The sequence below is a fragment of the Streptomyces sp. LUP47B genome (genome assembly GCF_001746295.1).
In the GTDB taxonomy this organism is placed as follows: Bacteria; Actinomycetota; Actinomycetes; order Streptomycetales; family Streptomycetaceae; genus Streptomyces.
Genome location: NZ_MJAH01000004.1, coordinates 69,979 through 92,475 on the forward strand (window position 1 = coordinate 69,979; position 22,497 = coordinate 92,475).

Here is a 22,497-nt window from a genome sequence, read left to right on the forward strand (position 1 = left end):
CACCCACCCGCTCCGGCCTCGGATTTATTCGCCCACCACCGCGAACGCCTCCACCTCCATCAGGAACTCCGGCCGCACCAGCGCCGCCACCTGCACGGCCGAGACCGCCGGCAGCCGGTCGTCGGGTATGTGCTCGGCGCGGGCCGCGCGGAGTGCCGGCAGGTGGGCCATGTCCGTGACGAAGTAGGTGAGCTTGACGACGTCGTCGAAGGTCGCTCCGGCGGCGGTAAGGCAGCGGCGGAGGTTCTCGAAGACCTGACGGGCCTGGGCCGCGGCGTCGCCCTCACCGACGAGCTTGCCGTCCTCGTCGAGGGCCACCTGGCCCGAGAGCGCGACGAAACGGCCACGGCCCAGCACCACGTGGGAGTACTGGGCCGCGGGGGCGACCCCGGCGGGGGCGGGAATCCTGGTCAGCTCACTCATGCGTCCATGGTGGACCACGGCACTGACAACGCCCCTCCCCGACGGAGCGTCAGGAACTCAGCTGCGGGCGCCGAGCAGCCGATGCAGCGCCGCGCCGCGCGAGGACGTCGACGCCGCCTTGGCGGTCAGCGGCTTCGGATCCGGCAGCGCCTTGCAGACCGCGTCGGCCTCGCCGCCGCCACGCGGCACCCTGCCGTCGGTCAGATACGCCGCGAGGTACTTGTCCAGGCAGGTGTTCCCGCTCAGCGTGATGCCGTGGTTGCCGCCGCCCTCCTCGACGACGAGGCTGGAGCCGTCCAGCAGACGGTGGACCGTGACGCCGCCTTCGTACGGGGTGGCCGCGTCGTTCGTCGCCTGGAAGAGCAGCGCCGGCGGCAGCTTGCCGTTGGCGATGTTCACCGGCTTCAGCGAGCCGGTCGGCCAGAACGCGCACGGCGCGTTGTACCAGGCGTTGCTCCAGGTCATGAACGGGGCCTTCTCGTACACGGCCCAGTTGTCCTTCTGCCACTGCCGCCAGTCACGCGGCCAGGAGGCGTCACGGCACTGGACGGACGTGTAGATGCTGTAGCCGTTGTCCCCGGAGGCGTCCACGGCGCCGAAGTTCTCGTACGTCTCGACCAGAGGTTCGGCGTTCTTGCCGTTCACGTACGCCGCGAACGCCTCGGCCAGGTAGGGCCAGTAGCCGTTGTAGTAGCCACCCGGGACGAAGGTGTCCTCCAGCTCCGAGGCGCCCACCTTGCCGCCCGCGGGCTTCTTGGCGAGGGCCGCCCGCATCGCGTACCACTTGGTCTCGATCTGCTCGGGGTCGGTGCCGAGCTTGTACGTCGCGTCGTACTTGGCGATCCAGGCCATCAGGGCGCGGTGCCGGTCGTTGAACGCGTAGTCCTGGGAGAGGTTGTCGTCGTACCAGACGCCGGTCGGGTCGACGATCGAGTCCAGGACCAGGCGGCGCACCTGGTGCGGGAAGAGCTTGGCGTAGACCGCGCCCAGGTAGGTGCCGTACGAGTAGCCGAAGTAGTTGATCCTCCCGGCGCCGAGGGCCCGGCGGATGGAGTCCATGTCCTGCGCTGCGCTGATGGTGTTGATGTACGGCAGCACGCTCGCGTACTTCCGGCCGCAGGCCGCGGCGAAGGACTTCGCCCGCTCGAGGTTGGCCTTCTCGATCGCGGGTGTGCTCGGCACGGAGTCCGGGCGCACCGGGTTGAAGTAGCCCGGCCCGCAGTTCAGGGCGGGCTTGCTCGCGCCCACCCCGCGCGGGTCGAAGCCGATCACGTCGTACTGGGCCGCGACGGCCTTGGGCAGGCCGGTCGCGATGAACCCGGCGAAGGTCAGACCGCTGCCGCCCGGGCCGCCGGGGTTGACCAGCAGCGGGCCCTGGTACTTCTTCGCGGTGTGGGGGATCCGGGACAGCGCGAGGGTGATCTGCCGCCCGCGCGGGTTCGCGTGGTCGAGCGGCACCTTGAGGGACGCGCACTGAAGGGTCGGGTAGTCGGCGGTGCCGCACTTCTTCCAGGTGAGTCGGGCGGCGGATGCGGATGGTGCGGACTGCGGGGTGCCGGCGTCGGCGGGGACGGCGGTGAAGGTCCCGGCCACGACGACCGCGGCACCGCACAGCACGGCTGCGCGTTTTCTCATGAAGTCCTCCCAGGACGGAGGGTTTCGGGCCGCGAGGGTCACGGTCCACGCCGCATCGTCCCGGAAAGTCCGCCCGGAAGAACGTGTTCTGACAATAGTTGACCCGATTGGTCCGTCCGATGCGCTCGAACGCTCTCAGATCAACGTGAGTTGGACAGGGTCGGACATCGGCTCGACCTCGGGCTCCGGCTCCCGGATCCGTCGCGGCATCCCCGCGCCCGCGGGACCGATGCCGTACTCCTGGGCCAGCTCGTGCACCTGACGGGTGATCCGGCGCTGGTACCACTTCGGGGCGTAGGCGCCGTCCGCGTAGAGCCGCTCGTAACGGCGTACCAGATACGGGTGCTCCCGGTTCAGCCAGGCCATGAACCACTCCCTGGCGCCCGGCCGCAGATGCAGCACCAGCGGGGTGACCGAGGTGGCCCCCGCGGCGGCGATCGCGCGCACGGTGGCCCGCAGCTGGGCCGGCTGGTCGCTCAGGAACGGGATCACCGGCGCCATCAGCACCCCGCACCCGATCCCGTGCTCGCCCAGCGTCCGTACGACGTCCAGACGCCGCTCCGGAGCCGGTGTGCCCGGCTCGACGGTGCGCCACAGCTCGGGGTCGGTGAAGCCGACCGACACGGAGATCCCGACGTCCGTCACCTCGGCGGCCTGCGTGAGGAGGTCGAGGTCCCGCAGGATCAGCGTGCCCTTCGTCAGGATCGAGAAGGGGTTCGCCTGGTCGCGCAGGGCGGCGAGGATGCCCGGCATCAGGCGGTAGCGGCCCTCGGCGCGCTGGTAGCAGTCGACGTTGGTGCCCATCGCTATGTGGTCGCCCGCCCAGCGGCGCGAGCCCAGCTGGCGGCGCAGCAGCTCGGGGGCGTTCACCTTGACCACGATCTGCGAGTCGAAGCCGAGACCGGTGTCCAGGTCGAGATAGCTGTGGGTCTTGCGGGCGAAGCAGTACACACACGCGTGCGTGCAGCCCCGGTAGGGGTTGACCGTCCACTCGAAGGGCATGCGGGAGGCGCCCGGCACCCGGTTGATGATCGAGCGGGCCCGGATCTCGTGGAACGTGATCCCGGCGAACTCGGGCGTGTCGAAGGTACGGCTGACCACCGCGTCGGCGCCGAAGAGGGCGGCGTCGGCCCGTCCGTGTTCGGCGGACTCGGTGAGGTTCTCCCAGCGCATGAGGCCTCCTCGGTAGCACTGCCCCTTGAGTGAAACACTTGTTCGAATTCCAGTGCAACCCCCGATTTGGGCGCGCGTGGGCGCGGGTGGTTGGCTTGCCCCGACCCCGAGAACTTGAAGTCCTGGAGGAAAGTCGATGGCGCAGGTCGAGGCCACTACGGAGCGGATCGTCGCGGCGGACGCGGAGAAGGTGTTCGACGCCGTCGCCGACTACAGCGGCACGCGCGGGAAGGTGCTGCCCGAGCAGTTCAGCGAGTACGAGGTGCGCGAAGGCGGTGACGGCGAGGGCACCCTCGTCCACTGGAAGCTCCAGGCCACCAGCAAGCGTGTGCGCGACTGCCTCCTGGAGGTCACCGAGCCCACCGACGGCGAACTCGTCGAGAAGGACCGCAACTCCTCCATGGTCACCACCTGGCGTGTCACCCCGGCCGGCGAGGGCAGGTCCCGGGTCGTCGTGACCACCACCTGGGGCGGTGCCGGCGGCATCGGCGGCTTCTTCGAGAAGACCTTCGCACCCAAGGGCCTCGGCCGGATCTACGACTCCCTCCTCGGCCGGCTCGCCACCGAGGTCGAGAAGTAAGTCCCCGGCGCCCGGCGGATGTTGATCTCGGTCACCGGATCGAGTGGATCTCCGTAGGTTCGCCCGATGTGCCGTAACTCGTCGCGCTTGTTCGTAGTTGTCGCCTAAAGCGGGAATTGTGGCAGGCGCGACGAGGGGAGCGGGACGTGGGCGTGACGACTCCGGTGCACGAGGAACGGGTCGAAGCGCCCCCCGAGGTCCCCGCCCCGCCCGCCGAACTCGGCCCGCGCCGGGTGCGGTTGGTCTTCTTCGGGCTGATGCTCGCGCTGCTCCTCGCGGCGCTGGAGCAGATGATCGTCGCCACCGCGCTCCCGAAGATCGTCGGTGAGCTGCACGGCCTTGACCGGATGTCCTGGGCGATCACCGCCTACCTGCTCACCGCCACGATCGGACTGCCGGTCTACGGCAAGCTCGGCGACCTGCTCGGCCGCAAGGGCGTCTTCCAGTTCGCCATCGTCGTGTTCGTCGCCGGCTCCGCGCTCGCCGGACGGGCCGCGACCATGGACCAGTTGATCGCCTTCCGCGCGGTCCAGGGTGTCGGCGCGGGCGGGCTCATGATCGGTGTGCAGGCGATCATCGCCGACATCGTGCCGCCCCGCCGACGCGGCCGCTTCATGGGCCTGATCGGCGCCGCCTTCGGGCTGGCCTCCGTCGCTGGCCCGCTGCTCGGCGGCTACTTCACGGACCACCTCTCCTGGCGGTGGTGCTTCTACATCAACGTGCCCTTCGGTCTGCTGACCCTGGCCGTCGTCACCGCCGTACTGAAACTTCCGAAGCGCCCGGTCAGGCCCGGGCTCGACGTCCTCGGCACCCTCCTGCTCGCCGCCGCCTCCACCTGCCTGGTGCTGCTGACCAGTTGGGGCGGGACCGAGTACGCCTGGGACTCGCGGGTCGTCCTCGGACTCGGCGCCGGTGCCGTGGCCTCCGCGGTGCTCTTCCTCGTCGCCGAGCGCTTCGCCGCCGAACCCCTCATGCCGCTGCGGCTGTTCAGGGACTCCATCTTCAACGTCACCGCTCTGGTGGGCCTGGTGATCGGCGTCGCGCTCTTCGGGGCGGCGAGCTATCTGCCGACCTTCCTCCAGATGGTCGACGGGGCGAGCGCCACCGAGTCCGGACTGCTGATGCTGCCCATGATGGCCGGGATCGTCGGCGCCTCCATCGTCTCCGGGCAGCTCATCAGCCACACCGGCCGCTACCGGATCTGGCCGATCCTCGGCAGCGCCCTCTCCGTCGTGGGCATGTGGCTGCTGTCCCGGCTCGAGGTCGACACACCCCGGCTGCACTACAGCGTCTGGATGGCCGTCCTCGGCGCCGGGATCGGCATGGTGATGCCGGTGCTGATCCTCGCCGTGCAGAACTCCGTCCGCCCCGCCGACCTCGGCACCGCCACCAGCGCCAACAACTACTTCCGGCAGATCGGCGGAAGCGTCGGAGCGGCGATCTTCGGCACGCTCTTCGCCGACCGGCTCGCCGACGCGCTCGCCGAGCGACTGCCGGCCGGTGCCGGACTGCCCGACCCCGAGTCCATCACCCCGCAGCTCGTCCACACCCTGCCCCCGGAGCTCCGCGACGGCTACATCCAGGCCTACGCCGACGCCATGCCGAGGATCTTTCTGTACCTCGTACCCGTGCTCGTCCTCGGCCTGTTCATCGCCTTCTTCCTCAAGGAGAAACCGCTGGTGACCCACGAGGCCCCCGAGACGGCGACCGCGCCGGTGCACACCTCGGTCCCGCAGTCGCGTCCGACTTACAGCGGCATCGCCGGGCCCCTCGTCCGCGGCACGGTGCAGCACTGCGACGGCACCGTCCTGACGCGGGCGGCGCTCACGCTCATCGACGTGGCCGGAGCTCAGATCGGGCGCGGTGCCAGCGGCGAGGACGGGCGGTACGCGCTGTCGACGCCCGGACCGGGGGCGTACGTGCTCATCGCCGCCGCGGGCGGTCACCAGCCGCAGGCCGTCTCGGTGACGGTCGGCGAGCGTCCGGTCGAGCTGGACATCGTCCTCGGCGGCGCCGGACGGCTCACGGGACGGGTGCGGACCGCCGACGGCATGCCCGTGCGGAACGCCGCCGTCACCCTCACCGATGTGCACGGCGAGGTCGTGGCCACCACCCGCAGCGGAGTCGAGGGCGGCTACGCCGTCACCGAACTGGTCGCCGGGGAGTACACCCTCGCCGCCAGCGCGCCCGCGTTCCGCCCCGCAGCGCTCCCCGTCACCGTCCGGGCCTCCCGGGAGACCCGTCAGGACGTCGAACTCGCGGGCGGTGCCGTACTGCGCGGCACCGTGCGGGCCGGTGGCGGCCGGTCCGTCGAGGATGCGCGCGTGACGCTCCTGGACATGGCCGGCAACGTCGTGGACAGCCTCACGACCGGCCCCGACGGCACCTTCCGCTTCGTCGACCTGTCCTGCGGCGAGTACACCGTCATCGCCGCCGGCTACCCGCCGGTCGCCACCGTCCTCCAGGTGGCCGGAGGTGGCCGGACGGAGCGGGATCTCCAGCTGGGACACGGAGATTGACGGAGCGTCAGAACGGGGGCGCGCGCCGGTGCGATGCGGTCCGGGCCAATTCCCGTATTGCCGCACGCCGTGACGGCCCGGCGCCGTACGGTGGAGCAGGCGGGCACAGATCTTGCGGAGAGAGGGCCTGGGCCATGGACCGTGGCACCGAGAGGGACGCACCTCCCAGCCGCGGAGCTGGGAGCGGCGCGGCGGACGGACCCGTCGCGGTCGGACGTGTCCCGCTGGCCGTGGTCGTGGTGGACCGCGACGGCCTGGTCTCCCACTGGAGCCGCGGCGCGAGCCGTCTGTTCGGCGCCACCAAGGAGGAGGCCATCGGCTGCTCGGCGGCCGACCTGCTGCCCGTCTCCGGAGCGCTCGCCGAGGAGGACACTCCGCCCTACGGCGGGTACGCGGCCTACGACGGTCTCGGACCCGATCTCGAGTCCTCCCTCGACGGCGGCCTCTCCTACCCGGCCGCCGGCCGCGCCCGTCTCACCGTGCCCGGCGCGGACCGCGTGGACGTCCTGTGGTGGGCCTACCCGCTGGTGGGCCCCGGCCGGGAGCGCCTGCTGGTGCTGGCCGCCGACGCGGGCCTGCTCCGCCAGGACCTGGACCTGGACGAGGGCACCGTGGCCGTCGAGCGGATCGCGCCCGCCTTCGCCCTGCACACCGACTTCCCCGGCGCCGACGAACTCGCCCGCCGGCTTCCCGAGATCCTGCCCAGCATGAGCGTCGGCGAGAGCGCCCGCATCGTCGCGCAGGTCCTCGAACTGGGCTATCCCGTCATGGAGTTCAGCCAGAACGACCGGGTGCCCGTCACCCCCGACTGGGGTGTGCCCCGGCGTGCCGAGCGCAGGGCCCGCCGCGAGCGGGCGGCCCGGGCGGCCGCGGAGGGCCTGCCGTTGCCGCAGGAGGACCCGAACGAGGGCGAGGACCTCGAGTACGTCGCCGTACGTGAGCGTCTGGAGTTCCTCAACGAGGTCAGCGGGAAGATCGGCACCTCCCTCGACCTGTCCCGGACCATCGTCGAGGTCAGCAGGGCCGTCGTGCCCCGCTTCACCGATGTCGCCGGCACCTATCTGCGCGAACAGGTCGTCGCCGGTGAGGGGTTCCCCGACGGTGTGCCCGACACCACCACCATGTGGCACCGGGTGGCCCTGGAACACACCGACGAACCCGGCCGCTGGGACGACGTCGTGCCGGTCGGCGAGGCCATGCCGTTCCCCGCGCACACCCCGTTCTTCCAGTGCATGACCACCGGTGAACCCGTCCTCGTGCCGCGGATCAGCGAGCAGATGGGGCACGCGATCGCCTCGCAGTTCGAGAAGCGGGACATCAGGCCGCTGATCACCGGCCGCTCCATGCTGGTCGTACCGCTGAAGGCCCGCAATGTGGTCCTGGGCTTCATGATCCTGCTGCGCCACCCCGAGCGCGTCGAGTTCAACGACATGGACCGGGTCACCGGCGCCGAACTCGCCGCCCGCGCGGGCCTCGTGCTGGACAACGCGCGCATGTACACCTTCCAGGAGTCCCTCGCCGAGACCCTCCAGGACAGCATGCTGCCGCACATCCCGCCCCGCATGGCGGGCTGCGACATCGCCACCCGCTATCTGCCGGGCACGCTCCTGGGGCGCGTCGGCGGCGACTGGTTCGACTCCGTCAAACTGCCCGGCGCGCGTACGGCTCTCGTGGTCGGCGACGTGATGGGGCACGGGCTCAACTCGGCCGCCATGATGGGCCAGTTGCGTACGGCCGTACAGACCATGGCGGCGCTCGACCTGCCGCCGGCCCAGCTGCTGCGCAACCTCGACGACCTCGCTCAGCGACTCGGCGACACCTACCTCGCGACCTGCCTCTACGCCGTCTACGACCCGATCGCGAGCGAACTCCACCTTGCCAACGCGGGCCACATCCCGCCGGTGATCGTGCGGGCCGGGGACGGGCGCAGTGAGCTGCTCGACCTGCCGACCGGTGCGCCCATCGGTGTCGGCGGGGTGCCGTTCGAGGCGGTACGCGTGCGCGTGGCGCCCGGTGACCGGCTGCTGATGTGCACCGACGGGCTGGTGGAGGTGCGGGGCGAGGACATCGGGGTGGGTCTCGCGACGCTCACCGAGTCCGCGGCGCATCCGGCCGCGTCCATGGACGACGCCTGCGACGCCATCATCCGCGCGCTCAACACCCGCGGCGGCCGCAAGGACGACGTGGCGCTGCTCATGGCCCGGCTCAACGGCATCGAGCCGGACAATGTGGCCGAGTGGCGGATCTCCCTGGATCCGGTCGAGGTGGGGCGGGCCCGCGCGGTGGTGCGGGAGCAGCTTCACGACTGGGGGCTGGGGAGGCTGGCCGACGGCGCCGAGCTCATGGTGAGCGAGCTGGTGACCAACGCGGTGCGGCACTCCCACCGCCGTCCCGTCGAGCTGCGGCTCGTGCGGGGCGACTCCTTGCTGTGCGAGGTGGACGACGACGACCATGATCTGCCGAACCTGTTGAGTGCCGGGCCCACCGATGAGCACGGGCGCGGACTCAGGGTGGTCAGCACGCTCGCCGGGGAGTGGGGGGCGAGTCGTACGAACGCCGGGAAGACCGTCTGGTTCGAACTGACCCTGCCGCGTCGCTGAGCGGCCCCCTACGGGCGCGGTCTCTCGAACTGGCAGTGAAGGAATGCGCCATGCGCTTGTCCGCGTGATCTCGGCGCGATACACCGTACTGGCCTGTCAGCTTTGGCGGGTTGTGTTGGCATCCTGGGGAGTTGGGCATGAGCGTGAGCGGTCGGTACCGGGAGTCCTGGGAGGGGTTCTGGCGGGAGGCCCCGGGACGGCAGGGGGCCGTGTTCTGGGATGCGGAGCCGGTGTTGACCGCCGGGGTCCACCTTGCCCACTTCGAGCCGCTCCTGGCAGATCCGGGGCTGCCCCTGGTGGACCTGGGCTGCGGGAACGGCACCCAGAGCCGTTTTCTCGCCGCTCACTTCACCCAGGTGATCGGCGTCGACCTGTCCGCCGCCGCCCTCGATCGCGCCCGCGACGCCGACCCCGACGAGCAGGTGACGTACCGGCTGCTGGACGCCTCCGACAAGGGCGAGCCGGAGAACCTGCACGCCGAACTCGGGGACGCCAACGTCTATATGCGGGGCGTGCTGCACCAGGCCGCGCCCGAGGACCGGCAGCAGATGGTCGACGGGATCGCCACGCTCGTCGGGGAACGCGGCCGGGCCTTCCTCGTCGAACTCTCCGAAGCCGCCAAGGCTGTCCTCGTGGGCCTCGCGCAGAGCCCCGACGGGCCGCCCGCCAAGCTGGCGCCCGTCTTCGCGCACGGCATCGCCCCCGGTGAGGTGGCCGACGAGGCGGTGCCCGTGTACCTCGGGGCGGCCGGGCTGACCGTCGTGGCGAGCGGTGAGCTGCCGCTCGTCACCACCGAGTACCGGTCCGACGGCACCCGGATCGAGCTGCCGTCGAAGTGGTGGATGGTGGGACGCACCGCCTGACGACCGGGTCGACCTCTTCCCCGGAGACAGGCCTTATCGGCGCACCTGGGCCGGCACCCCGCCCGTGACGGTCGGGGTCTTCCGGAACGCCCACTCCATCCGTGGCTCCATCACACACCGGAAGACCCGTCGCACGGGCGCGGTGCACAGCGCGGTCACCACCACGGCGGCGACGACGGTGACGGCGATCGCGCCGAGCGGCGTGTGCGCCCAGTGGTGGCCGGCCCAGTCGAAGTGGTTGCCGGCCTGCACGACGAAACCGTGCAGCAGATAGCCGTAGAGGGTGCCCGCGCCCAGTGCCGTGAACCACATCCGGCGCCCGGGCACCCAGGACAGGAAGCAGGCGACCAGGACGAGCGAGCAGCCGAAGAGGGCCAGTGTCATCAGCGGCCCGTACCAGGCGGGGACCCCGAAGTCCTGGGCGGCGGCGCGGTGGAAGAACCAGGCGTAGTCCATGCGCGGGACCGCCCAGTACGAGAACACCACCGCGGCCGCGAAGACCGGGACCGCGAGGATGCGCACCCGCCACTGTCGTACCAGCGAGAAGTGCGCGGGGCGCAGACACAGGCCGAGCACGAAGTACGGCAGGAACTGCAGGGTGCGCTGGAGGTCCAGGTCGTCGCCGATGGACGGGCTCAGGGTGGCGAGCGCGGCGACGGCGAGGGCGATCGGCAGCGGCCACCGCACGCTCCGCCAGATCGGGGTGGTCAGCCGCCAGATGAACAGGGCGGCCAGGAACCACGTCAGATACAGCGGATCCAGGAGGCTGACCGCACGGTCCGGGACACCGTCGGACCAGCGGGTGAAATAGGTGTACGCCGTCTCGAACACGACATAGGGGACGACGACACCGGTGACCAGTCGCCTGATCTTCGCCGGGCTCGCGTCGAAGGAACGGGAGAAGTAGCCCGAGATGATGATGAACGCCGGCATGTGGAAGGCGTAGACGATGGTGTAGAGCGCGGTGACGGCACGGCTGTCGGAGCGCAGCGGCTCCCAGGCGTGTCCCATGGCCACCAGCACGATCGCGAGGTACTTGGCGTTGTCGAAGAACGCGTCGCGCTGCTTCGGGCGTCCGGGCGGGTTCCCCGGCGCGGTGTCCGCCGTCGTCCGTCGTGCCGGCTGTACGGCCTGTGCGGTGTCGCTCACGCTTCTCCCTGTCCGTCTCCTGTGGAACCCGCGAGGGAGGATACGCGTCTTCCAGAAGGTGCCGGTACGGCAGGGGCGGGCGACATAAGGGCTCGCCTCACCACCTGCGGGCGACGCAAACCTCCGCGACGCGTAACGTGGCGCACCATGAAGATCCTGATCAGCGCCGACATGGAGGGCGCGACCGGAGTGACCTGGCCGGCCGACGTGCTGCCGGGCACACCGCAGTGGGAGCGGTGCCGGGCGATGTTCACCTCGGACGTGAACGCCGCAGTGCTGGGCTTCTTCGACGGGGGCGCCGACGAGGTACTCGTCAACGAGGCCCACTGGACCATGCGCAACCTGCTCCTGGAGCGGCTCGACGAGCGCGCGCAGATGCTCACGGGCCGGCACAAGTCGCTGTCCATGGTCGAGGGCGTCCAGCACGGTGACGTCGACGGCATCGCGTTCCTCGGCTACCACGCGGGCGCGGGCCAGGAGGGCGTTCTCGCCCACACCTACCTCGCCAACTCCATCACCGGGGTGTGGCTGAACGACGTGCCCGCGAGCGAGGGACATCTCAACGCGCATGTGGTCGCCGAGTACGGCGTCCCCGTCGTCCTCGTCACCGGGGACGACGTGGCCTGCGAGGACGCCCTCGGCTACGCGCCGGAGGCGCTGAAGGTCGCGGTCAAGGACCACGTCTCGCGGTATGCGGCCGTGTGCCGTACGCCCACCCGCACGGCCGCCGACATCCGGGCCGCCGCCAAGGAGGCGACCCGGCTGGCGACCCGTCAGGAACCCGTGCGGACAGGTCCGTTCACGATCGCGGTCGAGTTCGACGCCGAGCACCTCGCGATGGCCGCCACCGTCGTGCCGGGCGTCGACCGGATCGGGGAGCGGAAGGTGGCGTACACCAGCGAGACCATGTACGCGGGAATCCGTACCTTCAAGGCGGTCACCACCATCGTCTCGGCCGCCGTGGAGGAGCAGTATGGCTGACCAGCAGGCACTGGACGAGGTCGTCGAGTTCACCTCCGACCTCATCCGCATCGACACCACCAATCGGGGCGGCGGCGACTGCCAGGAGCGCCCCGCCGCCGAGTACGCGGCCGAGCAGTTGGCCGGGGCGGGCCTTCAGCCCATGATGCTGGAGCGCACCAAGGGCCGTACGAACGTCGTCGCCCGCATCGAGGGCACCGACCCGTCGGCGGACGCGCTGCTCGTCCACGGTCATCTGGACGTCGTGCCCGCCGAGGCCGCCGACTGGAGCGTTCACCCCTTCTCGGGGGAGATCCGCGACGGAGTCGTCTGGGGGCGCGGCGCGGTCGACATGAAGAACATGGACGCGATGATCCTGGCCGTGGTGCGGGGCTGGGCCCGGCAGGGCGTACGGCCCCGGCGGGACCTCGTGATCGCGTTCACCGCCGACGAGGAGGCCAGTGCCGTGGACGGCTCCGGGTTCCTCGCCGACGAGCACCCGGAGCTCTTCGAGGGGTGCACGGAGGGGATCAGCGAGTCGGGGGCTTTCACCTTCCACGACGGCGCAGGCCGGCAGATCTACCCCATCGCCGCGGGGGAGCGCGGCACGGGCTGGCTGAAGCTCACCGCGCGCGGCCGGGCCGGACACGGCTCCAAGGTCAACAAGGAGAACGCGGTCACCCGGCTCGCCGCCGCCGTCACCCGCATCGGCGAGCACGAGTGGCCGCTGCGGCTCACCCCCACCGTCCGCGCGGCCTTCGCCGAACTCGCCGCGCTCTACGGCATCGAGCCGGACCTCACCGACGTGGACCGGCTGCTGGAGAAGCTGGGCCCCGCCGCCAAGCTGGTCGAGGCGACCGTCCGCAACAGCGCCAACCCGACCATGCTGGCCGCCGGTTACAAGCTCAACGTGATCCCGGGCGAGGCCGTGGCCTACGTCGACGGCCGCTATCTGCCCGGCGGCGAGGACGAGTTCCGGACGACCCTCGACCTGCTCACCGGGCCCGACGTGGACTGGGAGTTCAGCCACCGCGAGGTCGCCCTCCAGGCACCGGTCGACTCACCGACGTACGCCAACATGCGCGCCGCCGTCGAGGAGTTCGCGCCCGAGGGGCACGTGGTGCCGTACTGCATGTCCGGCGGCACGGACGCCAAGCAGTTCTCCCGCCTCGGCATCACCGGGTACGGGTTCGCGCCCCTGAAGCTCCCGGAGGGGTTCGACTACCAGGCCCTGTTCCACGGGGTCGACGAGCGCGTTCCCGTCGAGGCACTGCACTTCGGCGTGCGGGTACTCGACCGCTTCCTGCGAACGGCCTGAGCGAGTGGGGGAGAACGTGCAGACGTCGGCATACGGTTCCTGGCCCTCGCCCATCGACGCGGCGCTCGCGGCCGCGCACGACGGGCACCCCGAATGGCTGGGCTTCGTCGGGGACGAGGTGTGGTGGACCGAACCCCGGCCCACCGAGGGCGGCCGCCGCACCCTCGTGCGCCGACGCGCCGACGGGCAGGAGGAGTCGGTGCTGCCCGCGCCGTGGAACGTGCGCAGCCGGGTCATCGAGTACGGCGGTCACCCCTGGGCCGGCGCGGTGGTGGCCGGCGAACCGCTCGTCGTGTTCGTGCACTTCGCCGACCAGCGGCTGTACCGGTACGAGCCCGGGAGCGAGCCGCGGCCCCTGACACCCCTGTCCCCGGTGGGCGGCGGACTGCGCTGGGCGGAACCGCAGTTGAGACTCGACCTGGGTGAAGTGTGGTGCGTCCTCGAGGAGTTCACCGGCGACGGACCCACCGACGTCCGTCGGGTCCTCGCCGCCGTACCGCTCGACGGCTCGGCCGTGCGGGACCGGGACGCGGTGCGTGAACTCACCGACGACCGCCACCGGTTCGTCACCGGCCCCCGCGTCTCTCCCGACGGCTCGCGCGCGGCCTGGCTGGCCTGGGACCACCCGCGCATGCCCTGGGACGGCACGGAACTGGTCGTCGCGGACATCGGCGCGCACGGCACGTTCGTCGAGCCCCGCACCGTGGCCGGCGGTCCGCAGGAGTCGATCGCCCAGGCCGACTGGTCGCCCGACGGCCGTCTCCTGTACGCGAGCGACCGCACCGGCTGGTGGAACCTCTACCGCGACGGCGAACCACTCTGCCCTCGCGAGGAGGAGTTCGGCGGCGCCCTGTGGAAGCTCGGCCACCGCTGGTTCGCGCCCCTGGACAGCGGACTGATCGCCGTCGTGCACGGCAGCGGCTCCACCGCCCTCGGGATCCTGGACCCCGAGACCGGCGAACTCGTCGACGCGGCAGGGCCCTGGACCGAGTTCGCGCCCACCCTCGCGGTGCAGGGCGAGCGAAGCGAGATGGGGGTCCCCCCGCCCGAAGGGTGGGGGAGGGTCGTCGCCGTCGGCGCCAGCCCCCGCACCGCCTACGAGGTCGTGGAGTTGGACACCCGCACGGGCCGGGCCCGGGTCATCGGCGCCCCGCACGACGACCCCGTCGACCCCGCGTACTACCCCGAGCCCCTGATCCGCACCTTCACCGGACCGGACGGCCGCGACATCCACGCCCACGTCTATCCGCCCCACCACCCCGGACACCGGGCGCCCGGCGGTGAGCTGCCGCCGTACGTCGTCTGGGCGCACGGCGGGCCCACCGGACACGCGCCCCTCGTGCTCGACCTCTCGATCGCCTACTTCACCTCGCGCGGCATCGGCGTCGCCGAGGTCAACTACGGCGGCTCGACCGGGTACGGGCGGGAGTACCGCAACCGGCTGCGCGAACAGTGGGGCGTGGTCGACGTCGAGGACTGCGCCGCCGTCGCGCTCGCCCTCGCCGACGAGGGCACCGCCGACCGCGACCGGCTCGCCGTGCGAGGCGGCAGCGCGGGCGGCTGGACCGCGGCCGCCTCGCTCACCGCGACCGACGTCTACGCCTGCGGCACGATCGTCTACCCGATCCTCGACCTGGCCGGCTGGGGCACCGGGGAGACCCACGACTTCGAGTCCCAGTACCTGGAGAGCCTGGTCGGACCGCTCGCCGAGGTCCCCGGACGGTACGCGGAACGCTCGCCCGTCGAGCACGCCGACCGGGTCACCGTGCCCTTCCTGCTGCTCCAGGGCCTGGACGACGTCATCTGCCCACCCGCGCAGTGCGAGCGGTTCCTGTCCCGGATCGCCGGCCGGCAGGTGCCGCACGCGTACCTCGCCTTCGAGGGGGAGGGACACGGTTTCCGTCGGGCCGAGACGATGGTCCGCGCGCTGGAGGCCGAACTCTCCCTGTACGCCCAGGTGTTCGGGCTGAACCCGCCCGGCGTTCCGACATTGGAGCTCATCAAGTGAAGGAACTCGTCAGACCGTCCAGACTCGCCCCGGCCGCGCGCGTGGCCATCGTCGCGACCAGCGGGCCGGTGCCGGACGAACGGCTCCAGGCGGGCCTGGACATCCTGCGCGGCTGGGATCTCGACCCCGTGGTGGGGTCCCATGTCCTCGGCCGGCACGATGAGTTCGGCTACCTCGCGGGCACGGACGCCGACCGGGCGGCGGATCTCCAGAACGCCTGGTGCGACCCGTCCGTGGACGCCGTGCTGTGCGCCCGCGGCGGATACGGCGCGATGCGCATGGTCGACCTGCTCGACTGGAGCGCCATGCGCGCGGCCGGTCCGAAGGTGCTGGTCGGGTTCAGTGACGTGACCACGCTGCACGAGGCGTTCGCCGCCCGGCTCGGCCTGGTCACGCTGCACGGTCCGATGGCCGGCGGCATCGACTTCATCAAGAACGCACGGGCCCAGGAGCACCTGAAGTCCACGTTGTTCGCGCCGGAGACGGTCCGCACGATCGCCTCCGGCGGCAGGGCCCTCGTCCCCGGCCGGGCCCGCGGTGTCACCCTGGGCGGCTGTCTGTGCCTGCTCGCCTCCGAACTGGGCTCCGCTCACGCCCGGCCCGGCGCGCGCGGGGGCCTGCTGTGCCTGGAGGACGTCGGTGAGGAGACGTACCGCCTCGACCGCTACCTGACCCAGCTCCTGCGCGCCGACTGGCTCGACGGGGTGCGCGGGGTGCTCCTCGGGTCGTGGGAGCGGTGCGGACCGTACGAGAGGGTGCGCGCGCTGCTCCTCGACCGGCTCGGGGGACTCGGTGTGCCCGTCGTCGAGGAGTTCGGATTCGGTCACGGCGAAGGGGCGTTGACGATCCCGTTCGGAGTGGCCGCCGAGCTCGACGCCGACGCGGGCACGCTCACGCTGGAGGAACCCGCCCTTCGCTGATTCTCCGTCAGAAACACCCGGTCGGGCGATTGACCTCCTCTGACACGTGTCACACCATGACTACCGGTCGGTAAGTTTCGGGTTGTGCCCTCAGTGTGGAGGTATCTCCGTGTCCCGTCGTGTGCTCGGACATTCCGTCCCGCTCGCTCTCCTGCTCGGCGCCACGCTCACCGCCCCCGCCCATGCGACCGGCCAATACACCGTCAGCGCACTGAAGTTCACGGTCCACGCCGGCAGTCGCACCTGCACGATCGACGCCGACCTGTACCGCCCTTCGGGCGCGGGGCGGGCGCCCGCCGTGCTCACCACCAACGGCTTCGGCGGCAGCAAGTCCGACGGTTCCACGGACGCCACCGCAAGGGCCTTCGCCCAGCGCGGGTATGTCTCGCTCGCCTGGTCGGGGCTCGGCTTCGGCAAGTCCGGCTGTCTGATCTCCCTCGACGATCCCGGCATCGACGGGACGGCCGCCTCGGCGCTGATCGACTTCCTGGGCGGGAAGCGTGCGGCCGACGACGGGACCATGGCCGACTTCGTCACCCTCGACGGCCCGGGCGACCCGCGGGTCGGCATGATCGGCGGCTCCTACGGAGGCGCGATCCAGCTGGCGACCGCCGCCGTGGACCACCGGGTGGACGCGCTCGTGCCGATGATCACCTGGAACGACCTGGCGTACGCGCTGGCCCCCAACAACGCGACGCGCGGCGGGAGCGTCCCCGGTGCCTTCAAGTGGCAGTGGGCCAACGGCTTCTACCTCGTCGGCGAGAGCCAGCCGCTGACCGAGGTGAACCTCGACCCGTCCCGGATCAACTCCCTCGGCTGTCTGCACTTCGTGACCGAGGCCTGCGAGACCATCCGTTCGCTCAACTCCGGGAGCTTTCCGGCGGCCCGCACGGCCGAGTTGCTCGACTACTCGCACAGTGTCTCGCCGGTGTCGTACCTGAGCCGCGTCAAGGCCCCCACCCTGCTCGTCCAGGGGCAGGCCGACAGTCTCTTCAATCTCAACGAGGCGACGGCGACGTACAAGAAGCTCAAGGCGCAGGGCACGACCGCCAGGATGATCTGGCAGTCCGGGGGGCACAGCGGCGGGATCACCGATCCGGCGGCCGGTGAACTCAACCTCGTGCAGGGCAACTTGGAGACCAGCTATGTCGGCAGGCGGGTCCTCGCCTGGTTCGACCGGTATCTGCACGGGCGGCGGAACGTCGACACGGGCCCGGCCTTCGCCTACTACCGCGACTGGATCACCGACCCGAACGGCACCTACGCCACCGCCGACCACCTGCCCGCGCCCAGCCAGAGGCTCTACCTCTCCGGGGACGGCAAGCTCGTCGACAACAGCAGGAAGGTGGCCCGGGGCAGTCGGTCGTACAGCAACCGTCTTGTCCCCACGAGCCATTCGGAGAGTTCGCTGTACGGCGCCCTCGGCCTCCCGGACCCGGCGCCGTACGACACCGCGGGCACCTACGCCGACTGGACCAGTGCGCCGCTGCCCCGGACCCTCGACGTCGTCGGCGCCCCGAAGGTCACCCTCGAGGTGAGTTCCCCGACCGCCGAGCGGACGCAGCACTCGGGCGACGCCGCCGACAAGCTGGTGCTGTTCGCCAAGATCTACGACCTCGCTCCGGACGGTACGAAGACGCTCGCCCACCGGCTGGTCGCCCCGGTCCGGGTGCCCGACGTGACGAAGCCGTTCACGGTGACCCTGCCCGGAGTCGTCCACCGCTACGAGAAGGGGCACCGGCTCCAGTTCGTGATCGCGGCGAGCGACGACGCGTACTTCGGGAACCGGGGGATCAAGCCGGTGACCGTGGTGAGCGCGCCCGGGCGGGCCGGGGTCCTGGAGCTGCCGGTCGCGGGACGGTGAGTCACCCGGAGGGCAGCTCTCACCGTGCGTGACCAGGACTTCGGGCTCACCCTGGTCGCATGAGCCCGAAGACCTCCGCAGGCGGCACCACCAAGGGCAGGAGCGGGGCGATGACGCCCGCCAGGGTGGTCGTCCTGCTGCTGGCCGTCCTCGCCCTGAGCTTCATCTTCGAGAACACCAGGGCGACGAGGATCCGGCTGCTGGTCCCCGAGGTGACGATGCCCCTGTGGACGGCCCTGCTCGCCACCGGCCTCATTGGCGCCCTGTGTGGGGCGTATTTCGTCAAACGCCGCAGTTGAGATCGCCGTAGGCTGGCGGGATGCCGCACACCGCTTCCCGCTATCTCGCAGAAGGCCCCCGCGTGGGCATACGCCACTTCACCTACGAGGACGGCGCCGAGTTCACCGCCCGGGCCCGGGAGAGCAAGCAGCTCCACCAGCCGTGGCTGTTCCCGCCCGACAGCGAGAGCGCCTATCTCGCCTACGCCGGCCGGCTGATCGAGGACCGGACCAAAGCGGGGTTCCTGGTCTGCGAGAAGGACGGCGAGCTGGGCGACGGGGCCATCGCCGGGTACATCAACATCAACAACATCGTCGAGGGCGGCTTCCAGTGCGGGGCCCTGGGCTACGGCGCCTTCGCGCACGCCGCCGGGCGCGGGCTGATGCGCGAGGGGCTGAACCTCGTGGTCGACCACGCCTTCGGTCCGATGCGGCTGCACCGCCTCGAGATCAACGCGCAGCCCCGGAACACCGGCTCCCTCGCCCTGGCCCGCAGCTGCGGCTTCCGGCTCGAAGGGTTCTCACCGAAGATGATCTACATCGACGGGGACTGGCGGGACCACGAGCGCTGGGCCATCACCGCCGAGATGCGGGCTTCCGGTTGATCTTCATCGTGTCGAGGTCCGTGACCGTCGACTTCAGGTCCCGGAAGCCGTAACCGAGATCCCGCAGTGTGCCCTCGGCGCGGTCCTCCGCGATCGCCCCCGCCATCTCCTCACCGTCCGCCGCGTCCGAGACCACCACGTACCGCATCGAGAAGTGCTTCAGCGGCGCCGGCTCGTACGACAGCGAGCCCTCCTCGGTGAACCGCATGCTCGCCATGCCGTGGTCCGCAGCCTCGGCGAGCAGCCGGGCGCGGGCCTCGTCGGTGAGCCCGTCCCAGGTTCCGCGCACGATCACCCGGTAGGTGTGCTGCTCACTCACTGTCGCTCCCTCGTCAATCCTCATGGACGGCCGACTGTACGTCGGCGAGGATGATCCGCATGCGGAATATCGTCGTGCTGGACGCCCCCTCCAACCTCGGCCTGCGTCCGCCCGCACCCGGCACCGTGCCCGGCTGCTACAAGCTCGCCGGCGCTCTCCGAGAGCAGCGGATCGTACAGCGGTTGCACGCCCTGGAAGGCGGGGTGGTGGTGCCGCCGCGCTACGACCGAGGGGACTGGCGGGAGGGTGACGGCGTCTTCAACGCCGCTGCGATCGCCTCGTACACCGTCAGGCTCGCCGACCGCATCGAAAGCCATGTACGCGCCGGGGATCTCCCCGTCGTCCTCGGCGGCGACTGCTCCATCCAGCTCGGCGCCTCGCTCGCCCTGCGCCGCGTCGGGCGCTATGGGCTGGCCGCGATCGACGCCTCGCCGGACTTCCGGCACACCGGCAACTCCGACCGGATCGGCGCGGCGGGCGGCGAGGAAGTCGCGCTGGGCACCGGGCGCGGCCAGGAGGACCTGACGGACCTGGAAGGCCTGCGGCCCTATCTGCGGGACGAGGACGTGCGGTTCTTCGGGATCCGGGACGAGTTCGAGGAGGACCGGGCCGAACTCGCCGCCCTGAAGATCCCGGTCGTGACCGTCGGTGACCTCCGGGAGTGGGGCGCGGACGCCCTCGCCCGGGCCACCGCCCAGGCCTTCGAGATCCCCGAGATCGACGGCTTCTGGGTACACCTGGACGCCGACGTCCTCGACCCGTCCGTCATGCCCGCCGTCGACAGCCCCGACCCGGAGGGACTCATGCCCGGCGAACTCACTTCCCTGCTACGGCTGTTGCTCGCCTCCCCCTCCTGCGCCGGCCTCAACATCACCATCTACGACCCCGATCTGGACCCCGAGTTCACGGCCGGCGCGCTGCTCACCGACATCGTCGTGGACGCCTTCGCGCAATCCTGACTGTCCCCGGCGCACTCAACCCTGGGGCGGCGACACGCATCCTGGCCCGCCGCCCGCGCGCCGGTCCCTGGCGACGGCGAGATGCTCCGCCTGTGGCAGCCGGAGGGATCCGGGCGCGCGCCGGTTCCGGCTGGTCGAGGGAGGACTGCTGTTCCCCGAGGGGCGGCCCGAGGTGGCGCGGGCCGTCTTCGAGGTCGCCGATCTGCGGGAGGGCGCCGAGGCGACCAGCGACGAACCGCTGCCGACGTTCCACGACCTCCGGATGCGGCCCGGGACCGCTAGCCGGCGTTGCGGTCCACGTACTCGTACACCACGCCGTCCGGATGCATCGCGATCAGATTGCGGCCCACCGGTGTCGGCACGGGGCCGGCGATGACGCGGGCGCCCAGCTCGCTGAGCAGTTGGTTGGCCTCGTCGACGTCCTTCACCGCGATGGTCGCCGCGACCTTGCGCAGTACCTCCAGCTCGGCCTCGGGGCCGCTCATCAGCAGGAAGCAGCCCACCGCGGCCACCTGGACGCCGCCGCGCTCGAAGCGGAGAGCCTTGGCGCCCGCCAGCCGTTCGTAGAAGACGACCGCGGCCTCCAGGTCGTCGACACAGACACGCAGCGTGGTTCCCAGAATGTCCATGCGGACGAGCCTAATTGGGGCGGCCGGGCGGCGGAGATCGTTTCACGCGATCCTCCCGACCCGACCGCCCGCACCGCACAGATGACCCCGGCGTTATGCGCACGCCTGTGCGGGTACCCGGCGGCCATGGAGCGCTTGGATCACCTGGAGCATCTGGACAAGCATCTGGTCGACGAGCTGGCGCAGGTGGCGCGCGAGACCGTACGGGACGAGCTGCGCGAGCAGACGCGCAAGCAGCGCCGTACGGCCATGCTGTACGCCGCGTCCGGTGCCGTCGCGCTGTACGCGGGAGCCGCCCTGGCACTGGCCGTGGGCCTCGCCCTCGCCCTCGGACTGCCCGACTGGGCCGCCGCGTTGATCACCGCCGCGATCCTGGGGGCCGTGGCCTATGTGCTGCGCGGTGCCGCCAGGCCCGCCGCGTCCCGGCCCACCGCCGGACAGGCGGAGACGGTGGCCGGGCACGACATGGCCGCCGGCGGGACGGCACCGGTGGCCGCGCCGCCGAGCGGGCTCGGGACGCCGTATCCGCCCATGCCGCCGGTCGCCCCCGGGGCGGTCGGCACACCGGAACCCGGCGCGGCACCTCGGCAGGACGACGTCGACCCCGACCAGCCGCACCACCGGGCGTGACACGTGGGGCCCGACGCAGGGAAGGAACGGGCGTGAAGCACGGCAAGGTCGTCGTGGTGACCGGGGCCAGCGGCGGTGTGGGACGGGCCACGGCCCGGGCTTTCGCCGAACGCGGGGCCCGGGTCGCCCTGCTGGCCCGGGGCCGCGAGGGCCTCGCGGCCGCCGCCGACGAGGTGCAGCAGGCGGGCGGTGAGGCGCTCGTCGTGAGCGTCGACATGGCCGACTCCAAGGCGGTCGACGACGCGGCCCAGAAGGTCGTGGACGCCTTCGGGCACATCGACGTCTGGGTCAACAACGCTTTCACCGGAGTCTTCGCGCGGTTCACGGACATCACACCGGACGAGTTCCGGCGGGTGACCGAAGTGACCTACCTGGGCTATGTGTTCGGCACCCGGGCCGCCCTCCGCCACATGCTGCCGAGGGACCGCGGAACGGTCGTGCAGGTGGGATCCGCGCTGGCCTACCGGGGCATTCCGCTGCAGTCGGCGTACTGCGGGGCCAAGCACGCCATCCAGGGCTTCAACGAGTCCCTGCGGTGCGAGCTGCTCCACACGGGCAGCGGTGTCCGTACCACGATGGTGCAGCTGCCGGGCGTCAACACCCCCCAGTTCGACTGGGTGTTGAATCGGATGCCGGGGCGGGCGCGCCCCGTGGCGCCGGTGTACCAGCCAGAGGTCGCCGCTCGCGCGATCGTGCACGCGGCCTCCCACGCGCGGCGGCGGGAGTACTGGGTCGGCGGGTCCACGGTGGCCACGCTCATCGCCAACGCGGTCGCGCCGGGGTTCTTGGACCGTTACCTCGCCCGCACCAACTTCGAGGCACAGCAGGAGGAGGGGGAGCACGGCGGTCCCGGGAACCTGTGGGTGCCCGCGGACGGCCCGCACGGGCGGGACTTCGGGGCGCACGGGCGGTTCGACGAGGAGGCCGTGGCCAGGAGCCCGCAGGACTGGCTGTCACGGAACCGGGGACGCATGCTCGTGGCCGCCGCGGCAGGTGGGCTGGGCGCCGCGGTGACCGCCGGGCTGCGGCGCCGGGGCTGAGCCCCGACGCCGGCCGGCCGTGGGG

20 protein-coding genes are annotated in these 22,497 nt (G+C 71.4%); 14 read left to right on the forward strand and 6 right to left on the reverse strand.

Annotated features, from left to right (window positions below; genetic code table 11):
* Nucleotides 1-24: 24 nt before the first annotated feature.
* The 3 genes from BFN33_RS13935 to BFN33_RS13945 form a co-directional block, all read right to left on the reverse strand.
* Nucleotides 25-423: a RidA family protein gene (locus BFN33_RS13935; RefSeq protein WP_069760335.1), complete on the reverse strand. Its 399-nt coding sequence runs from the start codon at nucleotides 421-423 to the stop codon at nucleotides 25-27.
* A 57-nt stretch (nucleotides 424-480) separates the two neighbouring features.
* Entirely contained in the window at nucleotides 481-2,058 is a 1,578-nt protein-coding gene (locus BFN33_RS13940) for an alpha/beta hydrolase (protein ID WP_069760336.1), read from the reverse strand.
* Between the two features lie 135 nt (nucleotides 2,059-2,193).
* Nucleotides 2,194-3,231 carry an Rv2578c family radical SAM protein gene (locus BFN33_RS13945; protein WP_069760337.1) on the reverse strand — a complete coding sequence of 346 codons (1,038 nt, stop codon included), beginning with the start codon at nucleotides 3,229-3,231 and terminating at the stop codon, nucleotides 2,194-2,196.
* 136 nt (nucleotides 3,232-3,367) lie between these two features.
* Here BFN33_RS13945 and BFN33_RS13950 point away from each other — a divergent pair, with 136 nt between their 5' ends.
* The 4 genes from BFN33_RS13950 (at nucleotide 3,368) to BFN33_RS13965 (ending at nucleotide 9,793) form a co-directional block, all read left to right on the forward strand.
* A complete protein-coding gene (locus tag BFN33_RS13950; protein ID WP_069760338.1) occupies nucleotides 3,368-3,811 on the forward strand; it encodes an SRPBCC family protein in 444 nt (147 codons plus the stop codon).
* 146 nt (nucleotides 3,812-3,957) lie between these two features.
* Nucleotides 3,958-6,330, forward strand: a complete 2,373-nt coding sequence (locus tag BFN33_RS13955; protein WP_069760339.1) for an MFS transporter — start codon at nucleotides 3,958-3,960, stop codon at nucleotides 6,328-6,330.
* 134 nt (nucleotides 6,331-6,464) lie between these two features.
* Nucleotides 6,465-8,930 carry a SpoIIE family protein phosphatase gene (locus BFN33_RS13960; protein WP_069760340.1) on the forward strand — a complete coding sequence of 822 codons (2,466 nt, stop codon included), beginning with the start codon at nucleotides 6,465-6,467 and terminating at the stop codon, nucleotides 8,928-8,930.
* 137 nt (nucleotides 8,931-9,067) lie between these two features.
* On the forward strand, nucleotides 9,068-9,793 hold the full coding sequence (locus BFN33_RS13965; RefSeq protein ID WP_069760341.1) for a class I SAM-dependent methyltransferase: 726 nt from the start codon (nucleotides 9,068-9,070) through the stop codon (nucleotides 9,791-9,793).
* Between the two features lie 33 nt (nucleotides 9,794-9,826).
* Here the strand turns inward: BFN33_RS13965 and BFN33_RS13970 are convergent, their stop codons facing one another.
* A complete protein-coding gene (locus BFN33_RS13970) occupies nucleotides 9,827-10,942 on the reverse strand; it encodes an acyltransferase family protein (RefSeq protein ID WP_069760342.1) in 1,116 nt (371 codons plus the stop codon).
* A gap of 147 nt (nucleotides 10,943-11,089) precedes the next feature.
* Here BFN33_RS13970 and BFN33_RS13975 point away from each other — a divergent pair, with 147 nt between their 5' ends.
* The 7 genes from BFN33_RS13975 (at nucleotide 11,090) to BFN33_RS14005 (ending at nucleotide 18,895) form a co-directional block, all read left to right on the forward strand.
* The gene (locus BFN33_RS13975; protein WP_069760343.1) at nucleotides 11,090-11,923 is read left to right on the forward strand and encodes a M55 family metallopeptidase; all 834 of its coding nucleotides are present in this window, start codon (nucleotides 11,090-11,092) and stop codon (nucleotides 11,921-11,923) included.
* The gene (locus BFN33_RS13980) at nucleotides 11,916-13,220 is read left to right on the forward strand and encodes a M20/M25/M40 family metallo-hydrolase (RefSeq protein WP_069760344.1); all 1,305 of its coding nucleotides are present in this window, start codon (nucleotides 11,916-11,918) and stop codon (nucleotides 13,218-13,220) included. The genes BFN33_RS13975 and BFN33_RS13980 overlap by 8 nt, the downstream gene beginning before the upstream one ends.
* A 16-nt stretch (nucleotides 13,221-13,236) precedes the next feature.
* Entirely contained in the window at nucleotides 13,237-15,228 is a 1,992-nt protein-coding gene (locus BFN33_RS13985) for an LpqB family beta-propeller domain-containing protein (RefSeq protein ID WP_176742383.1), read from the forward strand.
* Nucleotides 15,225-16,148, forward strand: a complete 924-nt coding sequence (locus tag BFN33_RS13990; RefSeq protein ID WP_069760346.1) for an LD-carboxypeptidase — start codon at nucleotides 15,225-15,227, stop codon at nucleotides 16,146-16,148. The genes BFN33_RS13985 and BFN33_RS13990 overlap by 4 nt, the downstream gene beginning before the upstream one ends.
* A 109-nt stretch (nucleotides 16,149-16,257) precedes the next feature.
* Nucleotides 16,258-18,012, forward strand: coding sequence for a CocE/NonD family hydrolase (locus BFN33_RS13995; protein WP_069760347.1), 1,755 nt, complete (start codon nucleotides 16,258-16,260; stop codon nucleotides 18,010-18,012).
* A gap of 59 nt (nucleotides 18,013-18,071) precedes the next feature.
* A complete protein-coding gene (locus tag BFN33_RS14000; protein ID WP_069760348.1) occupies nucleotides 18,072-18,311 on the forward strand; it encodes a LapA family protein in 240 nt (79 codons plus the stop codon).
* Nucleotides 18,312-18,331: 20 nt separating this feature from the next.
* Nucleotides 18,332-18,895 (forward strand): GNAT family N-acetyltransferase, encoded by a 564-nt coding sequence (locus tag BFN33_RS14005; RefSeq protein ID WP_069760349.1) that lies wholly within the window; start codon nucleotides 18,332-18,334, stop codon nucleotides 18,893-18,895.
* On the opposite strand, the gene BFN33_RS14010 is transcribed toward BFN33_RS14005, so the two are convergent.
* Nucleotides 18,867-19,214, reverse strand: coding sequence for a DUF6204 family protein (locus BFN33_RS14010; protein ID WP_059209561.1), 348 nt, complete (start codon nucleotides 19,212-19,214; stop codon nucleotides 18,867-18,869). The two genes, BFN33_RS14005 and BFN33_RS14010, sit on opposite strands and share 29 nt — an antisense overlap.
* A 59-nt stretch (nucleotides 19,215-19,273) precedes the next feature.
* Here BFN33_RS14010 and BFN33_RS14015 point away from each other — a divergent pair, with 59 nt between their 5' ends.
* The gene (locus BFN33_RS14015; protein ID WP_069760350.1) at nucleotides 19,274-20,173 is read left to right on the forward strand and encodes an arginase family protein; all 900 of its coding nucleotides are present in this window, start codon (nucleotides 19,274-19,276) and stop codon (nucleotides 20,171-20,173) included.
* Between the two features lie 278 nt (nucleotides 20,174-20,451).
* Here the strand turns inward: BFN33_RS14015 and BFN33_RS14020 are convergent, their stop codons facing one another.
* On the reverse strand, nucleotides 20,452-20,802 hold the full coding sequence (locus BFN33_RS14020; protein ID WP_069760351.1) for a VOC family protein: 351 nt from the start codon (nucleotides 20,800-20,802) through the stop codon (nucleotides 20,452-20,454).
* A 126-nt stretch (nucleotides 20,803-20,928) separates the two neighbouring features.
* Here BFN33_RS14020 and BFN33_RS14025 point away from each other — a divergent pair, with 126 nt between their 5' ends.
* Both BFN33_RS14025 and BFN33_RS14030 read left to right on the forward strand, forming a co-directional pair.
* On the forward strand, nucleotides 20,929-21,432 hold the full coding sequence (locus BFN33_RS14025) for a phage holin family protein (protein WP_069760352.1): 504 nt from the start codon (nucleotides 20,929-20,931) through the stop codon (nucleotides 21,430-21,432).
* A 32-nt stretch (nucleotides 21,433-21,464) separates the two neighbouring features.
* The gene (locus tag BFN33_RS14030) at nucleotides 21,465-22,472 is read left to right on the forward strand and encodes an SDR family oxidoreductase (RefSeq protein ID WP_069760353.1); all 1,008 of its coding nucleotides are present in this window, start codon (nucleotides 21,465-21,467) and stop codon (nucleotides 22,470-22,472) included.
* Nucleotides 22,473-22,497: the final 25 nt, after the last annotated feature.

Bases quoted from the DNA above. Each gene is read 5' to 3' on its own strand.
- BFN33_RS13940 (WP_069760336.1), bottom strand. From the start codon at position 2,058: ATGAGAAAACGCGCAGCCGTGCTGTGCGGTGCCGCGGTCGTCGTGGCC.
- BFN33_RS14015 (WP_069760350.1), top strand. From the start codon at position 19,274: ATGCGGAATATCGTCGTGCTGGACGCCCCCTCCAACCTCGGCCTGCGT.
- BFN33_RS13975 (WP_069760343.1), top strand. From the start codon at position 11,090: ATGAAGATCCTGATCAGCGCCGACATGGAGGGCGCGACCGGAGTGACC.
- BFN33_RS13960 (WP_069760340.1), top strand. From the start codon at position 6,465: ATGGACCGTGGCACCGAGAGGGACGCACCTCCCAGCCGCGGAGCTGGG.
- BFN33_RS13980 (WP_069760344.1), top strand. From the start codon at position 11,916: ATGGCTGACCAGCAGGCACTGGACGAGGTCGTCGAGTTCACCTCCGAC.
- BFN33_RS14020 (WP_069760351.1), bottom strand. From the start codon at position 20,802: ATGGACATTCTGGGAACCACGCTGCGTGTCTGTGTCGACGACCTGGAG.
- BFN33_RS14025 (WP_069760352.1), top strand. From the start codon at position 20,929: ATGGAGCGCTTGGATCACCTGGAGCATCTGGACAAGCATCTGGTCGAC.
- BFN33_RS14005 (WP_069760349.1), top strand. From the start codon at position 18,332: ATGCCGCACACCGCTTCCCGCTATCTCGCAGAAGGCCCCCGCGTGGGC.
- BFN33_RS13945 (WP_069760337.1), bottom strand. From the start codon at position 3,231: ATGCGCTGGGAGAACCTCACCGAGTCCGCCGAACACGGACGGGCCGAC.
- BFN33_RS14000 (WP_069760348.1), top strand. From the start codon at position 18,072: ATGAGCCCGAAGACCTCCGCAGGCGGCACCACCAAGGGCAGGAGCGGG.
- BFN33_RS13965 (WP_069760341.1), top strand. From the start codon at position 9,068: ATGAGCGTGAGCGGTCGGTACCGGGAGTCCTGGGAGGGGTTCTGGCGG.
- BFN33_RS13935 (WP_069760335.1), bottom strand. From the start codon at position 423: ATGAGTGAGCTGACCAGGATTCCCGCCCCCGCCGGGGTCGCCCCCGCG.
- BFN33_RS13950 (WP_069760338.1), top strand. From the start codon at position 3,368: ATGGCGCAGGTCGAGGCCACTACGGAGCGGATCGTCGCGGCGGACGCG.